A 17,909-nucleotide genomic window follows, 5' to 3' on the forward strand; every position below is an offset into this window, starting at 1 on the left:
GGGTCGGCACGCCCCGTGCCGACGAGCGATGCCCGAATCGATCCCATGAGCGACCCCGACACCGACACGCAAGATACCGACTTGCAAGAGGCTCAGCCCGCGAGCCCGACCGCCGCGTTCCAGAAGCGGCGCCCCGGCGCCACGATCCACCTGCGCCAGGACCGCGGCGCGGTGTGGATGACGTGGTTCTTCGGGGCGATCATCGTCTCCGTGGTGGCGGCCCTGTTCCTCGGCCGCTTCGCCCGCACCGAATCGGTGCGCGGCTACGTCTCGGCCTCGTCCGGCCTCACCCGTCTCGACGCGCAGGCACCCGGCATCGTCCAGACCATCGACGTGCGCCAGGGCGATCGGGTCCGCCAGGGCCAGCGCATCATGCAGATTCAGCTGCGCGAGCAGACCACCGGCGGCGTCTCCACCGTCTCGGCCAATCAGCGCAGCCTGCGCGAGCGGCAGGCCAACCTGAAGCGCGAGCAGGCGCGGCTCTCGGCCTATCTCGACTCGACCCGCGACGACGAGCGCGACACCGAGGCGAACGTCGCGGGCGTGGTCCGCTCCTTCGACGAGCAGGAGAAGGTTCTGCGTGAGGGCCTGCGCCAGCAGGAGGACATGGTCCGGCGCATCCAGAAGTATCTCGACCAGGGCTACGCCACCCGCGAATCGCTCAACAGCCAGCAGCGCATCGCCCTTGACTACGCCCGCCAGCTCAGCGAGCTGCGCGCCCGCCGGGCCGAGCTGAAGCAGGAGACCGCCGAGCGCCTGCGGGCGCAGCGCACCAACGTCACCGAGAAGGCGGCGCAGCTCGCCTCGGCCGAGAACGATCTCAGCGCCGTCGAGGCGCAGTTGACCGGCGTCAATGCCCAGTCGCGCCTCGACATCGTCGCGCCGGCCGACGGTCAGATCGCCGGCCTGTTCGTCGAGCCGGGCGCCTCGGTCTCGGGCGATCAGGTGGTGGCGATCGTCGGCGAGGCCGGGGCCGAGCCGCTGATTGTGCTCGAAGTGCCGGCCCGCGCCATTGGTCTCGCCAAGGTCGGGCAGGACGTGGTGCTGAAATACGACGCCTTCCCGTTCAAGACCTTCGGCATCGCCCACGGCACCATCACGGTGATCTCGGACACGCCGCTGCGCTCGCCCACCGTCGCGGTGGCCGCGGCGGGCGACGTGTCGATCAGCCCCGAGAGCCTGAGCCGCCAGTCGAGCTACCGCGTCGAGGTGCGCCCCAACGCCCGCACGGTCCGGGCCTACGGCGTGGACGAGCCGATCCGCGTCGGCTCGACGCTCTCGGCCGACATCGTGGTCGAGAAGCGAAGGCTGATCGACTGGATGCTCGACCCGATCCAGGCGATGCGGGGAAGAGGTTGATGAACACCCGCCGCACCATCCCGATCCTGATTGCGAGCAGCCACCCATGAACGACTGGCTGAAAGGCATCCTTACCGGGCGGCGGCGGGTCCGCACCCTGGTGCAGAGCGAGACCAACGAGTGCGGGCTGACCTGCCTCGCCATGGTGGCGAACTATCACCGCCACGACATCGACCTCAGCTACCTGCGCGCCCTGTTCCCACTCTCGCGCACCGGCATGACGCTGGGCGACATCGTCGAACTCGCCGACGGCTTGGGGCTGGACGCCGGCGGCTACGCGCTCTCGAACGTCACGGAACTCGCCAACGTCGCGCTGCCCGCGATCCTGCACTGGAACGGCAACCACTTCGTGGTGCTCGAATCGATCAAGGGCGGGCGCTACCGCGTCCACGATCCCGAATTCGGCCTGCGGCTCTACGATCAGGCCGACATGGAGCGGATGTTCTCCGGCATCGTGCTGGAATTCGCGCCCCGGATGGACATCAAGCAGTTCAAGTCCGAGCGCAAGCTGACCCTGATCGAGCTGGTGCGCGCCACCCGCGGGCTCGGCAGCACGCTTTGGCAGATCGCGCTCGTCTCCGCGGCCATCGCGCTCCTCGGCCTCGCCACCCCGGTGCTGCTGCAGGTCGCCCTCGACGTCGTGATTCCGCAGGTCGATCTCGACCTGTTGCAGGTGCTCGCCGCGGGGCTCGCGCTGATGATGGTGTTCGAGGCGCTCGGGCGCTGGCTGCGCGATTTCGTGACCCTGCGGGCTTCGACGCTGCTCGAGTTGCAATTCACCCGCAACGTCGTCGGCCACGCCTTCCGCCTGCCGCTCACCTATTTCGAGCTACGCCATCCCGGCGACTTCGTCGCCCGCGTCGACTCGATCGACCACGTCAAGACCTACCTCGTCGGCGGCCTCGTCACGGCGTTCGCCGACAGCCTGACCTCGGTCCTGCTCGTCGGGATGATGTTCTACTACGCGCCGCCGATGGCCTTCGCGACGCTGCTGACCCTCGCCGCCATCTTGGCGATGCGCTTCCTCACCTTCCCGAAGCTGAATCAGGCCACCGCCGGCTCTCTCGAAGCGCGCTCGGAGGAGCGCGGGCGCCTGCTCGACGGCCTACGCCGGGTCGACAGCCTCAAGGCCCACAACGGCACGGAACTGTTCGCGCTGCGCTGGTTCGAGAGCTTCACCCGCTTCGCCAACCTCGATTTCCGCGCCCGCAAGGCCGGCCTCGACGCCGAGCTGATGATGCACGTCGTCATCGCCTTCAGCACCGTAACGACCCTCTACATGGGCATCACCGGCGTGCTCTCGAACGCGCTGACGATCGGCACGCTCTACGCCTTCTTCGCGCTCCGCACCGACTTCTTCGAGCGGGTCAACCTGCTGACCCACAGCCTGATGCAGCTTTCGGCGCTCAAGGTGCATCTCCAGCGCCTCGACGACGTGGTCGGCCAGGACCCGGAGCCGGGCGTCGAGGATTCGAAGTTCCAGCGCCAGCTCCGCAAGGAGGTGCGGCTGGAGGACGTGACGGTGCAGTTCGGCCGCGGCGACGAGCCGATCCTGACGGGCGCCAGCCTCACCATCGACATCGAGCGGGCCGAGACCATCGCGATCATCGGCACCTCCGGCTCGGGCAAGTCTTCGCTGATGAAAATCCTGGCGAGCCTGCATGAGCCGGCCCACGGCCGCGTCGTGGTGGACGGCCTGCCGCTCGACCAGTTCGGCCGTCGCGCCTTCCGGGACAATCTCGGCGTGGTCTTCGCCGATGACGGGCTTTTTTCCGGCACGGTCGCCGACAACCTCTCGCTGTTCGACCCCTCGGTGTCGCGGGCCGAGATGGAGGCGGCTCTGGTCCGCGTCGGGCTGGCCGACGAGATCGAGCGGCTGCCCCAGGGTTTCGCCACGCAGATCTCGGAGGAGAACGGCCTGCTCTCGACCGGCCAGCGCCGCCGTCTGGTCCTCGCCCGCGCGCTGTGCCGCCGCCCGCGCCTGCTGCTGCTCGACGAGGTGACCGCCAACCTCGATCCTACCACCGAGGCCGCCCTGGTGGAGAGCCTGCGCTCGGTGCGCGCCGCCAAGGTGTTCGTCACCCACAGCGAGCGGCTGCTCGATCAGGTCGATCGGGTGCTGCGCATCGAGGACCGCCGCCTCGTCGAGGTCACGGCTCCGCCCGCGACACGCGCAGCGCTCCGGGGTTGATCCCGCCGGCGCGGGGCACGACCGGCAGCGCCGCGCGCCGGGCCGGCTCGGTCCGCGAGCCGCGCAGCGCCGGCACTGCGGCCTCCCGCGGGACCGGGCCGACATCGGTCATGACAGGGGCGCTGCCGCTGCCGCGCAGAGCCAGCGGGGCAGGGCGCTCCGGCACCGGAATCGGATCGAACCGGCGGGAAGCCGGCACGCTCGTGCCGACGTCGAGCTGTCCGACCGCGGCCGCGAGTTGCAGGCTCAACACGTCGCGCTCGGTCGTCACCGCCGCCGCGGCGACCTCCGCATCGGCGAGTTCGGCCCGGATGTTCAATTCGTCGAGGACAGTCCGAAAACCCGCGCCGCGCTCGATGGCGAAGCCCCGCATGGTCGCCCGCAGGTAGCCGACCCGCTCGGTCAGCCGGGCGAGCTGCGCGCCGATGCCCGCGCGCTTGGCGTAGGCCGTGCGGGCGGCGGTGACGCGGGTCAGCTCCTCGTCCTGCACCTCGTAGCCACGCTGGCGGGCCACCGCCGAAGCCTCGGCGAGCTTCGGGAAGGCGCCGGGCTCGTAGAGCGGCATCCGGGCGACGACGCGGGTGGTGGTGTCGGCGAGCCGGTCGAGCGCTGGGCTGTAGCGCGACTGCGCCGTATGGCCGAACTGGAGGTCGACCCGCGGCAGCAGCGCGCCGACGCTCGCCTGCGCCTGCTCCTGCGCCGATTGCGCGTCGAGCCGGGCGGCGGCGAGTGCCGGATTGCTGGCCAGCACGAGGTCGGCATAGGCGTCCTCGCTGCGGGGCAATTGATCGGGCAGGCGCGGCGGCACCATCCGCTCGGGCTCGATCCGGGTCAGCCGCTTCAGCTCCAGCCGCGCGGCGGCGAGCTCGATCCGGGCGCGCTCGCGGACGGCCTCCGCCTCCTGTACCCGTGAGAGGGTCAGGGCCACGTCGGTGCGGGTCGCGTCGTTGAACTCGAATTGGCGCGTCGTCGCTTCGTTGATGCGCCGGATCGCTGCGACCTGCGCCTCGCGCGCCGCGAGGATGCGGCTATCGCGCAGGACCGCGATGTAGGCGACTGCGGTGTCGAGCAGCACCTGCTGGCGCTGGCTCAAGGTGATGAAACGCCCGGCCTCGCTGAGCGTGCGGGCGGATTTCAGGTTGTTCCAGCGCTGGAACCCATCGAACAGCGGCAGCTCGGCGGTGAGGCCGAACTGGTCGGGCGCGCGCCGCGGCGTCGCGTCGAGGCCGACCTGGATCGGTTCGATCTGCGGCGAATAGGTGTAGCGGCTGTCCAGCGGCCGGTCGATGACGACGCCGACCTTGGGCATGAACGCGTCGATCGCGCCCCGCAGCCGCGCGTCGGTCGCATCCTGCCGCGCCTTGTCGGCCCGCAGGACGAAGCTCTGCTCCAGCGCGGAAGCCGAGGCCTCCTCCAGGCTCTGCGCCGCAGCGGGACCGCTGAGCACCGGCATCAGGCACAGCCACGCGGCGGATCGAACCGATATCGGACGCTTCGATGCCACAGCCGCCGGCCGCCCCCCGCACCGCGTCCGAATCCGGCGCGGCAACGGGATGGTTATCGGCGGGTTATGCTTAACATTAATTTACGCGAGGCACCGATCTCGGCGGACGACGCGCCACCCTCGATGTCGAGACGAGCGCGCGTGGCATGGTCGGCGTACTGGAATCCCGACTCGGCCAGCGCGGCTGCGTCTACCTCGACGACACCGGGGAAACGGTGCCCAGGTGAGGCCGCCCGGCTGCGGCATCGGAGCCCGCGAACCCGAGCGAAACCCACCGGTTGATCGCGCATGAGCGCATCAGACCCGACCCAAACCCCCTCCGACACCGCCGAGGTGATCGACGCCCGCCGCCGCGAGATGGCGGTGGAGCACATCCTGTTCGGCGCCCTGCGCCATCTCGCCGGCCGCCATCCCGAGATGCTGGACGAACTCGACGCCAGCCTCGACCATCTCTGGGACCGATCGGAGGGCACGGCGCGCGACGACGAGGCGGTGCGTGAGATCGCCCGACGCTTCATCAAGAGCCTGCGGGCCGAGACATGACGCCTTCGCAATTCGTTCGTCATCGAGCTGAAAAATCGGACGAATCGCCGAAGGCACGGCATTGAGGGGCGATCCGAGAGGACCGCCCCTGACAGAGCCTCACACCACGAGGAAGTCGCCCGCGCTCAGCGCCGCCTTGGTGTCGAGAACCGCGAACGTCACCGCGGCCCTGCGGCCCGAGCCGTCCGCGTCGTAGAGTAGCTCGCCGGTCGTCTGCTTGTAGAGGAGGCGGTCGTCGGCATCCGCACCACCCGCGTCGAGGTTCTTGAACGCGCTCTCGGCCAGCTGCCCCGGGGCCAGCGCCGTATGTCGGACCGGGCGATGTCGTGATCTTCGCCGAGGGCAACGAGCACGAGCCGGTGGCGGATCACAACGCCACCGACATCGACGAGCGCTGCTGTAGGAGCCAGAGTGGAGGCCATGCGCCGAACCCTGAGCCGGTCGTACCCGTTGCTCGCCTGACCCGGGCCGATCGTCCCGCCTTCCGTTTCAGCCGAGACCCGCCTTCATGGCCCGCAAGCGCCTGCGCCCCACGATCGAGAGCCTGGCCGAGTCCGTCGCGAGGCTCGGCCTGCCCGCTCGCAGCGTCGATCTCGAAGCGCTGCGGACCCATCTCGAACTGCCGGAATTCGGGGCGGAGGTCGAGGACGAGCGCGTCGCCGGCGCCTTGCGCGAGAGGGCGGCGGCGCGCGCCTTCGTCGAGACTGGCATCCCCGCGCTCAAGCGCGCCATTCCCGCCCTGAGGGCCTCGGTCGCGAAGGACGGCGGGGTCGGTTGGACCATCCGCGTCGCGATCCCGCTGTTGGACGCCGGCCGGATGGATCTGCGGGTGGAGGCGGCGCCGGAAGGCGAGGCGGCCGAAATCCTGGCGGAGATCGCCGCGCGCAACGATCCGACCCACCGCCTCGACGCCCTTCGGGCCGCCCTGACGGGGGCCGAGGCCGAGATCGTCGGCGCTCTGCGCAAGCCCATCGACCGGCTGAGGGGCCAGATCCTCGCCGACCTGCGCGAGGTCGGCGCCGACGCAGCCGCCTATCTCGAACACATGGACCGCTCGCTGCGCTCCCGCGCCTTCCGCTTCGGTCCCCGGCTCGCCCGCTCGCTTGCGGACGCCCTGACGCCGGTACGCCAGCGGGCCAAGGCGGTCGCGCGCGAGGGCTCGCGCCTGCGGCGCCTGCGCGATCAGGTCGGGTTCGGGGCCTACATCGAGAAGTTCGGCGCGGCGCGGCGCCTGAACCGGCGCATCCTGTTCCACATGGGGCCGACCAATTCGGGCAAGACCTATGCGGCGCTCCAGGCGCTGACGGATGCGCCAACCGGCGCCTACCTCGCGCCGCTGCGGCTGCTGGCCCTGGAGAACTACGAGGCCCTGCGCGAGCGCGGGCTGCGGGCCGGCATGGTCACCGGCGAGGAAGTTTTGGGCGAGATCGACCCGACCCACACGGCCCGCACCATCGAGACCGCCGACCTGACCCGACCGATCGACGTCGCCGTGATCGACGAGATTCAGATGCTCGCGGACCCGGACCGGGGCTGGGCCTGGACGAACGCCCTGTTCGGTGTGCCGGCCCGGACCGTCATCGTCTGCGGCTCGGACGACGCTCTCGCCTATGTGCGCCGCGCGGCGGAAGCGGCCGACGAGTCGCTGGAGGTGATCGCCTTCGAGCGCAAGTCGCCGCTGTTGCTGCAGGACGAGGCGGTACCGCTGGAGACGGTGGAGCCGGGCGACGCCGTGGTCGCCTTCTCCCGCCGCGCCGTGCACGAGAACCGCGAGATCCTGGTCACCCGCGGGCACCGGGTCGCGACGATCTACGGCGCGCTCTCGCCCGAGGTCCGCCGTGCCGAGGCCGCGCGGTTCCGCTCGGGCGAGGCCAACGTCCTCGTCACCACCGATGCGGTCGGAATGGGTCTCAATCTCGGGCCGCTGAAACGGATCGTGTTCTCGGCGGTGCGCAAGTGGGACGGCACCAGGGAGCGGGCGCTCACGAATTCAGAAATCCGCCAGATCGCCGGCCGGGCCGGGCGCTACGGGCATCAGGAGGTCGGCTACGTCGCGGCGACCGAGCCGACCGCGCTCGAACCGATCCGCCTCGCGCTGTCGGGCGCGCCGACGGCGCCGGCGGCCGACACCCGCTTCTTCGTGCGCCCCGACCTGACCGCGATCCGCTCCGTGGCGGAGGAGATGCGCACGAACAGCCTCACCGAGGTGATGACGCATTTCGCCCGCGCCACCTTCTACGCCGGCTCGCCGTTCCAGCCCTCGGCCCTGGAGGAAATTCTGGACGTCGCGCGCACGATCGACCGCGCCCGCCTGCCGATCGAGGAGAAGTTCGTGTTCTCGGTCTGCCCGATCAACCGGCGCGACGAGATCGCCATGGGGATGCTGGAGCGCTGGAGCCAGGCCCGCGCCCTCGGCGCGAGCGTCCCGGCCCTGCGCGCCAACATGGCGGGCGAACTCGATTATCAGGAGCGTACGGTGAAGCTCGCCAGCGCCTATCTCTGGCTCGCCCGGCGCTTTCCCGAGACCTTCGACGACGTCGAGGCGATCCGGCAGATGCGGGGGCGCGCCAACGACGCGATCGAGCATCACCTACGGGAGACGGCGACGCGCAAGGCGGAGCGCCGGACGCGCCGCGTCGTCGAGGCACGAAACTGAACGGAACCATAAGGGGAGGCGTGCCAGGGTTCGATGGCTGGCAGCCCGCTCGATGTCGCGGAACGCCACCGTCTCGTGCTCAGGGTAAAGGCGGTGGCCTGAAGGCCGTCTCGCTCGGGCAGGTGGCCCGTGTGCACACATCTTGAGAAGCCACAGACACGCGTTCGACAACGAAGTTCGTGTCGCGCCAGCCGATCAATGCAAGGTGATTGATGGGACTGGCGCGCCCTGCGGGAATCGAACCCGCCTTTTCAGCGTGAAAGGCTGACGTCCTAACCGATAGACGAAGGGCGCTGGCGCTGGGCCTGCGGCTCTATAATCGGCTCAGGCCTCGGGGGCAACGGCCGTGTTGCGGTCTTTCCGACGTCGGATGCGGAAATCCGGGGGGCCGCGCCCTTGCGCACCCTCGCACCCTTGCGCCGGACCCGTCCCGGCGCGCAGATGCCGCATGAACCCGCGGGCGGCGGGGCGAAGGGCGGGGAGGAACCATGCGGATACTCGTGGTCGGGGCCGGGGCGACCGGCGGCTATTTCGGGGCGCGGCTCGCCGAGATCGGGCGCGACGTGACGTTCCTGGTGCGTCCGGCGCGCGCCGAAAAACTCGCCGCCGAGGGTCTGCGGGTGAAGAGCCCGGTCGGCGACGTGCACATCGCCGCCCCGAAGACCGTCACGGCGGACACGCTGAGCGAGCCGTTCGATCTCGTGATCCTCTCGGCCAAGGCCTACGACCTCGACGGAGCGGTGGCCGACCTGCGTCCTGCCGTCGGGCCGCGGACGGCGGTGCTGCCGATCCTCAACGGGATGCGCCATCTCGACGTGCTCGACGCCGCCTTCGGGACGGAGCGGGTGCTCGGCGGCACCTGCTCGATCGTGGCGACGCTGACGAAGGCCGGCGAGATCCGCCAGATGAGCGAGTTGCACAGCTTCACCTACGGCGAGCGCGACGGCGCGCGCTCTGAGCGCATCGCGGCCATCGAGGCGCAGATGGAGGGCGTGCGCTTCCAGGCCCGGTCCAGCGACAAGGTGGTGCTGGAGATGTGGGAGAAGTGGGTGTTTCTGGCGACGCTGGCCGGCGCGACCACGCTGATGCGCGCGAGCATCGGCGACGTCGTCGCAGCACCCGGTGGGCCGGCCTTCATCGAAGGGCTGCTCGACGAGTGCCAGGCGGTGGCCACGGCCAACGGGTATGGATCGCGTGAAAAAGTGCTGGCGGGGGCGCGCAAGATCCTGACGGCGGAACGCTCGCCGATGACCGCCTCGATGCTGCGCGACATCGAGGGTGGTGCGCGCATCGAGGCCGACCACATCGTCGGCGACCTGATCGAACGCGGGCGGAAGGCCGGCATCGAGACGCCGATCCTCGCCCGCGTCCTCACCGGGCTGAAGGCCTACGAGAGCCGCAGGGCGCGCGAGGCGGCCTGAGCCGCTTCAGTAGCGGCCCGGCGGGGGCGGCGGCGGGTTGCCGTATTCGAGCTGGGTCTTGGCATCGGGGCGCCGCGCCGGGGGCGGGGCCGGATCGTAGGCCGGCGCGGCCGGCGCCGTCGCGCAGGCGGCGGTGGTGACGGCGAGCAGGGCGGCGCCCACGAGCAGTTTCAGGGTCGGCATCGGCGTTGTCTCCAGGGGCGTCCCGACAGGCTCTGCTTGACGGACGGCGCCATCCTGCCGTTCTGAGGGGCCAACCCGCCGGAAGCTCGGCCGTATCGTGACGGCCTTCGGGTCGAAGCGTGGCCGTACGGTGGCATGTTAAACGCAATGTTTCGGAGCCGATCCTGACCCCCTCCGCCCGCATCTCCGCCGCCATCGAAATTCTGGACGACATCCTCGCGCGCCGCCGCCCGGCCGCGGATGCGCTGAAGGATTGGGGCCTCGCCCACCGCTTCGCCGGCTCGGGCGACCGGGCGGCGATCGCCAGCCTCGTATATGACGGGTTGCGGCGGCGCGCCTCCGCCGCCTTCGTGATGGGGGCCGAGACTGGGCGCGCCGTGACGATCGGCATGCTGCGACTGCAGCGCGGCTTGGCCGAGCCGACGATTTCGAGCCTGTTCGACGGCGCCCGCTTCGCCCCCGAGCCGCTGACTGAGGACGAGCGCGCCCGGCTGAAGGAAGGCGGCCTTGGCGAGGCCCCGCCGGAGGTGGCGGGCGATGCCCCGGCCTTCGTGCTGCCCTCGCTCCGGGCGGCCTTCGGCGACGCCCTGATGGAGGAATTGAAGGCCTTGGGGCGGCGGGCGCCCCTCGACATCCGCGTCAACGCCCTGAAGCAGACCCGGGAGGCGGCGACCGCCGCGCTCGCCGATCTCGGTGCCGAAGCGACGCCGCTCTCGCCGCTCGGCTTGCGCGTGCCGATGGGCGAGGACGGGCGGGGCCCGGCGCTCCACGTCGATCCGCTTTTTCTGGAAGGCGGCTTCGAGATTCAGGACGAGGGCTCACAGCTCGCGAGCCTGCTGGCCGGCGTGAAGGCCGGCGAGACCGTGGTCGATCTCTGCGCGGGCGGCGGCGGGAAGGCGCTGGCGCTGGCGAGCCTCACCGGCAACGGCGCCCGGCTCATCGCGACCGATGCCGACCCGCGCCGGCTCGCCCCGATCCACGAACGCCTGCGCCGCTCGGGCGCCGAGGTGGAAGTCCGGACGCCGCGGACCGGTAAGGCGCGGGCCGACGTGCTGGTCGATCTCGACGGCACGGTCGATCGCGTGCTGGTCGATGCCCCCTGCACCGGCACCGGCACGTGGCGCCGCAACCCCGACGCCAAGTGGCGGCTGCGCCCCGGGAGTCTGGCGAACCGCATCGCCGAGCAGGCCGAGGTGCTCGACCGCGCGGCCCGGCTCGTCCGGCCCGGCGGCACCATCGTGTACGTCACCTGCTCGGTCCTGCCCGAGGAGAACGACGCGGCCGTCGATGGCGTGCTCGCCCGCAGTGGCGGCGCCGTCGCCTCGGTCGCGACCGATCTGTCGAGCGTGCCGGGCCTCTCCGAAAAAGTCCGGCGGACGGGGCGGGGCGTGCAGATGAGTCCGGCGCTCACCGGCACCGACGGCTTCTATGTCGCGACGATGACACGCATTTCGTGATCGTCGCACCGGGATCGGCCCGGCGCTTGCCTCGTTGATGGCGTGACTGCACGTCGCGCGGACGATCCCGCGCGGCTGCCGCCGAGACGGGACCGACCATGACGAGGCACCTTCCATGACGTTGCACCGGCGCGCGCTGCTCGCGGGCACGGCGGCGGTGCTCACCGGCGAGCGGGCGCTCGCCCAAGGCACCATCCAGGCGCGACCGCCCGTGCGCGTCTCCGACGACGTGGTCCAGCCCCTGCCGAAATCGGCGCCGGGCTCGGACCTCGAAGTCATCGATCTCTGGCCCGAGCTGCCGCCGGGCGGGGGCGGGCCCTTTCGCTCCGAATACCGCTTCGACGAGACCCTGACCGGCGTCGTCACCGGCGTGGTGCGGCCCTGCCTGCTGGTGATTCGCCCGGAACGCCCCAACGGTGCCGCGATGGTCGTGGCGGCGGGCGGCGGCTATCGGCGGATCGATATCGGCAACGAGGGCCTGCCCGTCGGGCAATGGCTCGCCAAAGCCGGCATCACCGCCTTCGTGCTGATCTACCGGCTGCCGGTGGAGGGCTGGCGCGACGGCGCCGACGCCCCGCGCCAGGATGCGCAGCGGGCCATGCGGCTGGTGCGCTGGCGGGCGGAAGAGTTCGGGCTCGATCCCGACCGCATCGGCGTGCTGGGTTTCTCCGCGGGCGGTCATCTCGCGGGCACCACCGCCACGGACGCCGAACAGGATCTCTACGACGACCTCGACGAGGCCGACGGCCTCAGCGCGCGGCCGAGCTTTGCCGGGTTGATCTATCCGATCATCACCATGCGGGCGCCCTACGACCGCACCATCTCCAGCCGCAAGGTGCTGGTGGGCGACGATCCGCCGGATGCGCGCCGCCGGGCCTATTCGGTGGAGGTGCAGGTGAACGCGCGCACGCCGCCGATCTTCATGGTCCAGGCCTCCGACGACAGAATCGCGGTGACCGACCATCCGCTGCTGATGCACGCGGCGCTCCGTCAGGCGGGCGTGCCGGTGGAGATGCACCTGTTCGAGCGCGGCGGCCACGGTTTCGGCCTCGGCGTGCCGGGAAGCCCGGCCTCGGCCTGGCCCGGCTTGTTCATGGCGTGGATGCGCGGCCACGGCTTGCTCAAGTCATGAAAAAGGGCGGCCCCGCGGGGCCGCCCTCTTCGTGTCGGATGGGATCAGAAGCAGCGGCGCTTGCGCACCACGGTCACGCGGCCGAAAGGACCGCGGCGCTTGGTGATTACGGTCTTGCAGCGGGGCCCGCGGATCACCTCCCGGCGAACGACGCGAGCCTGCTGGAACAGCCCGTCCGAGACCGGAGCGGCGCCGGCGAGGGGGAGGGCGGAAGCCGGCGCGGCGGCGCCGAGGCCTGCGAGCGTGACGGCAAGTCCGAAGAGAGCGGCTCTCATGGTCGGAAGTGACTCCTGTCCGTTTCGAGGGGCGGTGGGTGTCGCCCCGGCGGCGTGAACGTCCGATTAACCGGATGGGTGCCGCACGAACCGCACGGGGGACACGACGCCGCACGCGTTGCGCCGCCGGGATGCGTCGTCTAACCGGGTCGCAAAGGGCTTGGATCGCATGACCAACGACATTCCCGCCGTCGACACCTCCCACCACGACAAGATCCTGATCGTGGATTTCGGCTCACAGGTGACGCAACTCATCGCTCGCCGGGTGCGCGAGGAGGGGGTCTATTGCGAGATCGTACCCTTCACCAAGGCGGAGGCCGCCTTCGAGGCGCACCGGCCCAAGGGCGTGATCCTGTCGGGCGGGCCTGAATCGGTCACGACCGATCTCTCTCCGCGAGCCCCGCAGAAGATCTTCGAGGCCGGCGTGCCGGTCTTCGGCATCTGCTACGGTCAGCAGACCATGGCGGCGCAGCTCGGTGGGCAGGTCGAGGGCGGTCACCATGCCGAGTTCGGCCGCGCCGAGGTCGAGATCCTCTCCGACTCTCCGCTCTTCAAGGGCGTCTGGCACGTCGGAGAAAAATACCCGGTGTGGATGAGCCACGGCGATCGGGTGACGAAGCTGCCCGACGGTTTCACCACGGTCGCGATGTCGCGCAACGCGCCGTTCGCCGCCGTCGCGGACGAAGCGCGGAGATATTACGCAGTCCAGTTCCACCCGGAGGTGCACCACACCCCCCACGGCGCGCTGCTGATCCGCAACTTCGTGCGCGACATCGCCGGCTGCTCCGGCGACTGGACCATGGGCACCTACCGCGAGGAGGCCATCGCAAAGATTCGTGCGCAGGTCGGCAAGGAGAAGGTGATCTGTGGCCTGTCCGGCGGCGTCGATTCGTCGGTCGCCGCCGTGCTGATCCACGAGGCGATCGGCGACCAGCTCACATGCGTCTTCGTCGATCACGGCCTGATGCGGATGGCCGAGGGCGAAGAGGTCGTGCGCCTGTTCCGCGACCACTACAACATCCCCCTCGTCCACGTGGAGGCGCAGGACCTGTTCATCGGTGCGCTGGAGGGTGTCGACGACCCAGAGGTGAAGCGCAAGACGATCGGACGGCTGTTCATCGACGTGTTCGAGGCCGAGGCGAAGAAGATCGGCGGTGCCGCGTTCCTGGCGCAGGGCACGCTCTACCCCGACGTGATCGAGAGCGTGTCGTTCTCCGGCGGCCCCTCGGTGACGATCAAGAGCCACCACAATGTCGGCGGCCTGCCCGAGCGCATGAACATGCGCCTCGTCGAGCCGCTGCGCGAACTGTTCAAGGACGAGGTGCGCCTGCTCGGCCGCGAACTCGGCCTGCCCGAGAGTTTCGTCGGTCGCCATCCCTTCCCCGGCCCCGGCCTCGCGATCCGCTGCCCCGGCGTGATCACCCGCGAGAAGCTGGAGGCCCTGCGCAAGGCCGACGCGATCTACCTCGACGAGATTCGCCAAGCCGGTCTCTACGACACGATCTGGCAGGCCTTCGCGGTGATCCTCCCCGTCAAGACCGTCGGCGTGATGGGGGACGGGCGCACCTACGACCACGTCTGCGCGCTGCGCGCCGTCACCTCGGTCGACGGCATGACCGCCGACTTCTACCCCTTCGACATGGCCTTCCTCGGCCGCGTGGCGACGCGGATCATCAACGAGGTGAAGGGCATCAACCGCGTAACCTACGACATCACCTCGAAGCCCCCCGGCACGATCGAGTGGGAGTGAGCGCGCAGCGCTCGGGCGAGACATTTCGCGATCGAACGAAGCCCCGCCGACCGGCGGCGGTTTCGATGCAAGGGCCTGCGGCGATCCCCGCAGCCCGCGATCCCGCACGCGTTGCAACCACCGGAACACACACGCTCAACCTTAATCGCGGCGAGCTTGGCCGGATTACGAAAAAAATGTGGCACGACGCTTCACAAGCCTGACGCTTCAAGTAAGCTCGATTCCGCGCCAAGGTTGAATCGGCCGCGAGCGAATCGACCAGACCCCGTTTCAAGCGGGCGAATGAATTCGCGCGATGCTGCGGCTCCTCGGCATTTCCCATATCTGGAAAAGCCACCATGAGCATCGTGTCGAAGTCTCTCTTCGCCGTCGCGGCAGTCCTGCTCGTCGGTATCGGGACAATGCCGCGCGCGGCGGCCGGGCCTCTGGACGGACTTGCCGGCGCCGCCGTCGGGTTTGCGCTCGGCGCGATGGTGGCTGCACCGCGCCCGCAATACTATTCGGTCCGACCCAGAACGGTCGTCGTCTACCGCAACAGGCGCGCGCGAGGCACTTATGCTTCCGCGTCGGCGCGGCGTCAGAGCGGCAGCGTGATCCCGGCGCGCATCAACACCGCGTCCGACCCGTTCTCGGGCTCAGCCCAGCCGATCCCGGTGCGCGGCAACTGAACCTCGCCCCCCGCAACCCCGCTCACGGGCACCCGCACGCATGCGCAGCGCACTCGCCGCCGCCTTCGGCCTCCTGTTCGCGGGCGCCGCGCAGGCGGGCCCGATCCTGAACATCGACAAATCGATCGAGAAGGTCGCCGGCTGGTCGATCGGCGTCAGCAAGGCGCTGAACGGCTGCCTCGCCTCCGCCACCTACCAGGACCAGACGACGGTCTGGATGGGATTCGACGGGGACAAGAACGAGGACTTCCTCGCCTTCACCAACCCGCGCTGGAAGTCGATCGAGCCCGACCGCGTCTACCGTCTCGCGATGATGACGGGGCGCGGCCGGTGGAAGGGCCCGTTCACCGGCGTCGAGCGAACGAACGAGCGCGGCCTGTACGCCTCCGGCCTCAAGAAGGGCTTCGTCCTCGACATTGCCCGGGCGGGCGCCATCGATGTGATCTTCGAGCAGAAATCAATCGCGCGCCTGTCCCTGTCCGGCTCGTCCGACGCGATCGATGCGATGCACGATTGCCAGAAGGCCGTGGTGGAGGCGAAGGCGTCCGCCGGCAAGGAGGGCGCCAAGGCCGAGGCCTCGCCGAAGAAGGGCGGCGGCTCGTCCGGCACGGGCTTCTTCGTGTCCGATGTCGGGCACATCCTGACCAACCACCACGTGATCGAGAATTGCAGAGAATTCTACGTGGCGAAGTTCGGGGTGCCGTCGATACCCGCGCGCTTGGTCGCGAGCGACGCGCAGAACGATCTGGCCGTGCTCGGCACGGGCATCGAGAAGCCCGTGGTGCCGGCGATGTCGCTGCGTCCGCGGATCGGCGAGAGTGTCTACGCCTACGGCTTTCCGATGCTGCATCTGCTCGCGGCGTCGGGCAACTTCACCGTCGGAAACATCACGGCGTCGGCGGGTGTCGGGGACGACACGCGCATGCTGCAGATCTCGACGCCGATCCAGCCCGGCAACAGCGGCGGCCCGCTCCTCGATCAGTACGGGGCGGTCGTGGGCGTCATCAACTCGAAGCTGAACGCCCTGAACGTCGCGCTGGCGGGCAAGGGCGATATCCCGCAGAACATCAACTTCGCGATCAAGACGATGATCGCCCTCAACTTCCTCGACGCCAATGGCATCCCGCCCGCGGTCGGCACCAAGAGCCCGACCCCGCTCGACGCCGCCAGCGTCGCCGAACAGGCCAAGCTCTTCACGGTCCACGTCACCTGCCGCTGAGAGGTACCGGCGAGCGTTCCGACGTTCGGACCACGTCTCTCTGGATCTGCTCGACCGTGCCGGAAGCGCCGACGCTCGACCGCGCGGTGGCAGCGACGACACCGATCAGGTGATCGCCGACTGCCAGGCACCATCGCCCTGCTCGATCGCTGCGGCTACAAGGAGAGCGGCAAGCCCCTGACGTCGAACGACAGCGTCCGCTCGATGAGACCCGCCCGATGATCGTCGCCGGTTCGGCACCCCTGCGTCTCGCAGCGATGGGCGTTCTCCTGGCTGCCGTGATCGTGGGCGGCGCGTTGACCCTGCCGGAGGCCGCCTCGAGCGTCGGCCTTCTACAGGCCGCCGACGACCCGGCCCGCCTCTCGACGCTTCGCCTCGCCTCCGTCGCCACCGAACAGCGGATCGCTTCCGAGATCGACGACGCCGTGAGCCGAGGCGATGGCGATCTCGCGCGGAGCTTCCTCGATCTCGCGGCCGCTCAAGGCTCGACGGTCGATGCGGATCGCCGTGCCAGGGGCGCGGCTCTGGCCGTGCCGCCGGAAGGCAGCCCCGGAGCGGCATTTCTCGACGGTGCCACGACCGGCGCCTCCGACACATGGATGGGGGTGGCGGGGTCGCTCTCGGCCGACCTCCTCGGGATCGGCGACGTGCGCGACCTCTGGCAAGAGGGTGGCAAGCTGATCCAGGGCGAGCCCTACGACACCGTCATTCTTGGGCTCTCAACGGCGGGTCTTGCCCTGACCGGTCTGACGGTGGCCGCCTTGGTGCCGAGCGGCGGCACCAGCATCGTGGCCAAGGCGCCCGTGACACGGGGCTTGAGCTTGCTCAAGGGCGCTCGTCGAGCAGGCTTTCTTTCGCGTGAGTTGATCGAGAAGGTGGGTGGGATGGCGGTCGGGGCCCTGGACAAGGCCGCTCTCAGGCAAGCCGTTGCAGGCGCTCGCGCCTTTGACCTTCCCGCGGTGCGGTCGGCGGCTCAGCGGGTGCTCCGGCCGGGCGCCGTTCGTACGATCTCCGGCATGGGGCAGGATGTCGTCGCGCTGGAAGCGCGGATCGGCCAGCGCGGCACGGCTCAGGTTCTCGGTATCGCGCGGAATGCGGGAGAGCTTGGACGCGCCCGCCGTCTGGCCGACGCCATGGGCGGGAGAACACGGGCGACGCTCAAGCTGCTCGGAACGGCCGCGCTCGTTCTCGGGGACGTCGTGGGGCTGCTTCTTCAAACCGTCTGGCTTGCGGTCGGCTGGATGGTGGTGGCCGCACTGGCCGCGCGCAGGCTGGGGCTGACGCTTGGACGCATGATATGGGGCCCAGCCCCGGCTCGCCGATCAGCAGTGTGATCCACCGCGCATTCCAGCCCGCAAGCCGCTGGGAGAAACAACGATCTTCGAAGAGGAAATGGTGCCGCAAGAGGGATTCGAACCCCCGACCCCCTCATTACGAATGAGGTGCTCTACCAGCTGAGCTATTGCGGCGTCGATGGCGGGACGGGCGTGTTAAGCGGTCCGCGATCGTGGCTGGGTCTTAGACGGATGGGGTGATCTTGGCAAGCCTCAG

At 69.9% G+C, this 17,909-nt stretch carries 14 protein-coding genes and 2 tRNA genes; 11 read left to right on the top strand and 5 right to left on the bottom strand.

From position 1 onward, the window contains the following. The first annotated feature begins 45 nt into the window (after positions 1-45). The gene (locus tag ASG52_RS05700) at positions 46-1,359 is read left to right on the top strand and encodes an HlyD family secretion protein (RefSeq protein ID WP_056240259.1); all 1,314 of its coding nucleotides are present in this window, start codon (positions 46-48) and stop codon (positions 1,357-1,359) included. A gap of 46 nt (positions 1,360-1,405) precedes the next feature. After that, on the top strand, positions 1,406-3,550 hold the full coding sequence (locus ASG52_RS05705) for a peptidase domain-containing ABC transporter (RefSeq protein ID WP_056240262.1): 2,145 nt from the start codon (positions 1,406-1,408) through the stop codon (positions 3,548-3,550). On the opposite strand, the gene ASG52_RS05710 is transcribed toward ASG52_RS05705, so the two are convergent. After that, positions 3,510-5,003, bottom strand: coding sequence for a TolC family protein (locus tag ASG52_RS05710; RefSeq protein WP_056240264.1), 1,494 nt, complete (start codon positions 5,001-5,003; stop codon positions 3,510-3,512). The genes ASG52_RS05705 and ASG52_RS05710 overlap by 41 nt on opposite strands. Before the next feature lie 339 nt (positions 5,004-5,342). Between ASG52_RS05710 and ASG52_RS05715 the strand changes: the two genes are divergently transcribed. Then, the gene (locus ASG52_RS05715) at positions 5,343-5,597 is read left to right on the top strand and encodes a hypothetical protein (RefSeq protein ID WP_286158955.1); all 255 of its coding nucleotides are present in this window, start codon (positions 5,343-5,345) and stop codon (positions 5,595-5,597) included. 508 nt (positions 5,598-6,105) lie between these two features. Then, the gene (locus tag ASG52_RS05720; protein WP_056240266.1) at positions 6,106-8,253 is read left to right on the top strand and encodes a helicase-related protein; all 2,148 of its coding nucleotides are present in this window, start codon (positions 6,106-6,108) and stop codon (positions 8,251-8,253) included. Between the two features lie 219 nt (positions 8,254-8,472). Here ASG52_RS05720 and ASG52_RS05725 read toward each other — a convergent pair. Continuing rightward, positions 8,473-8,547: transfer RNA gene (locus ASG52_RS05725), tRNA-Glu, on the bottom strand. Between the two features lie 194 nt (positions 8,548-8,741). On the opposite strand from ASG52_RS05725, the gene panE reads away from it, so the two are divergent. Next, complete coding sequence (panE, locus tag ASG52_RS05730; protein ID WP_056240269.1) at positions 8,742-9,674, top strand: 2-dehydropantoate 2-reductase; 933 nt, start codon at positions 8,742-8,744, stop codon at positions 9,672-9,674. 6 nt (positions 9,675-9,680) lie between these two features. Here the strand turns inward: panE and ASG52_RS27805 are convergent, their stop codons facing one another. Further along, a complete protein-coding gene (locus tag ASG52_RS27805; RefSeq protein WP_200945576.1) occupies positions 9,681-9,857 on the bottom strand; it encodes a hypothetical protein in 177 nt (58 codons plus the stop codon). Between the two features lie 164 nt (positions 9,858-10,021). Between ASG52_RS27805 and ASG52_RS05735 the strand changes: the two genes are divergently transcribed. Together ASG52_RS05735 and ASG52_RS05740 are read left to right on the top strand one after the other, a co-directional pair. Then, a complete protein-coding gene (locus ASG52_RS05735) occupies positions 10,022-11,314 on the top strand; it encodes an RsmB/NOP family class I SAM-dependent RNA methyltransferase (protein WP_056240508.1) in 1,293 nt (430 codons plus the stop codon). Between the two features lie 115 nt (positions 11,315-11,429). Beyond that, complete coding sequence (locus tag ASG52_RS05740) at positions 11,430-12,446, top strand: alpha/beta hydrolase (protein ID WP_056240272.1); 1,017 nt, start codon at positions 11,430-11,432, stop codon at positions 12,444-12,446. Positions 12,447-12,490: 44 nt separating this feature from the next. Here ASG52_RS05740 and ASG52_RS05745 read toward each other — a convergent pair whose 3' ends face one another. After that, positions 12,491-12,721, bottom strand: coding sequence for a hypothetical protein (locus ASG52_RS05745; RefSeq protein WP_056240274.1), 231 nt, complete (start codon positions 12,719-12,721; stop codon positions 12,491-12,493). Positions 12,722-12,890: 169 nt separating this feature from the next. Here ASG52_RS05745 and guaA point away from each other — a divergent pair, with 169 nt between their 5' ends. The 4 genes from guaA to ASG52_RS05765 all read left to right on the top strand — a co-directional run bounded on the left by guaA (position 12,891) and on the right by ASG52_RS05765 (position 17,692). Next, positions 12,891-14,471: a glutamine-hydrolyzing GMP synthase gene (gene guaA / locus ASG52_RS05750; protein ID WP_056240276.1), complete on the top strand. Its 1,581-nt coding sequence runs from the start codon at positions 12,891-12,893 to the stop codon at positions 14,469-14,471. Between the two features lie 338 nt (positions 14,472-14,809). Next, positions 14,810-15,139 (top strand): hypothetical protein, encoded by a 330-nt coding sequence (locus ASG52_RS05755; RefSeq protein ID WP_056240279.1) that lies wholly within the window; start codon positions 14,810-14,812, stop codon positions 15,137-15,139. Positions 15,140-15,179: 40 nt separating this feature from the next. Then, a complete protein-coding gene (locus ASG52_RS05760; RefSeq protein ID WP_056240280.1) occupies positions 15,180-16,358 on the top strand; it encodes a S1C family serine protease in 1,179 nt (392 codons plus the stop codon). A gap of 218 nt (positions 16,359-16,576) precedes the next feature. Beyond that, the gene (locus ASG52_RS05765; protein WP_056240283.1) at positions 16,577-17,692 is read left to right on the top strand and encodes a hypothetical protein; all 1,116 of its coding nucleotides are present in this window, start codon (positions 16,577-16,579) and stop codon (positions 17,690-17,692) included. A 59-nt stretch (positions 17,693-17,751) separates the two neighbouring features. Here ASG52_RS05765 and ASG52_RS05770 read toward each other — a convergent pair. Further along, a tRNA-Thr gene (locus ASG52_RS05770) sits at positions 17,752-17,827 on the bottom strand. Positions 17,828-17,909 lie beyond the last annotated feature (82 nt).

Origin of the sequence: Methylobacterium sp. Leaf456 (assembly GCF_001425465.1) — a bacterium.
Lineage (GTDB): Bacteria > Pseudomonadota > Alphaproteobacteria > Rhizobiales > Beijerinckiaceae > Methylobacterium.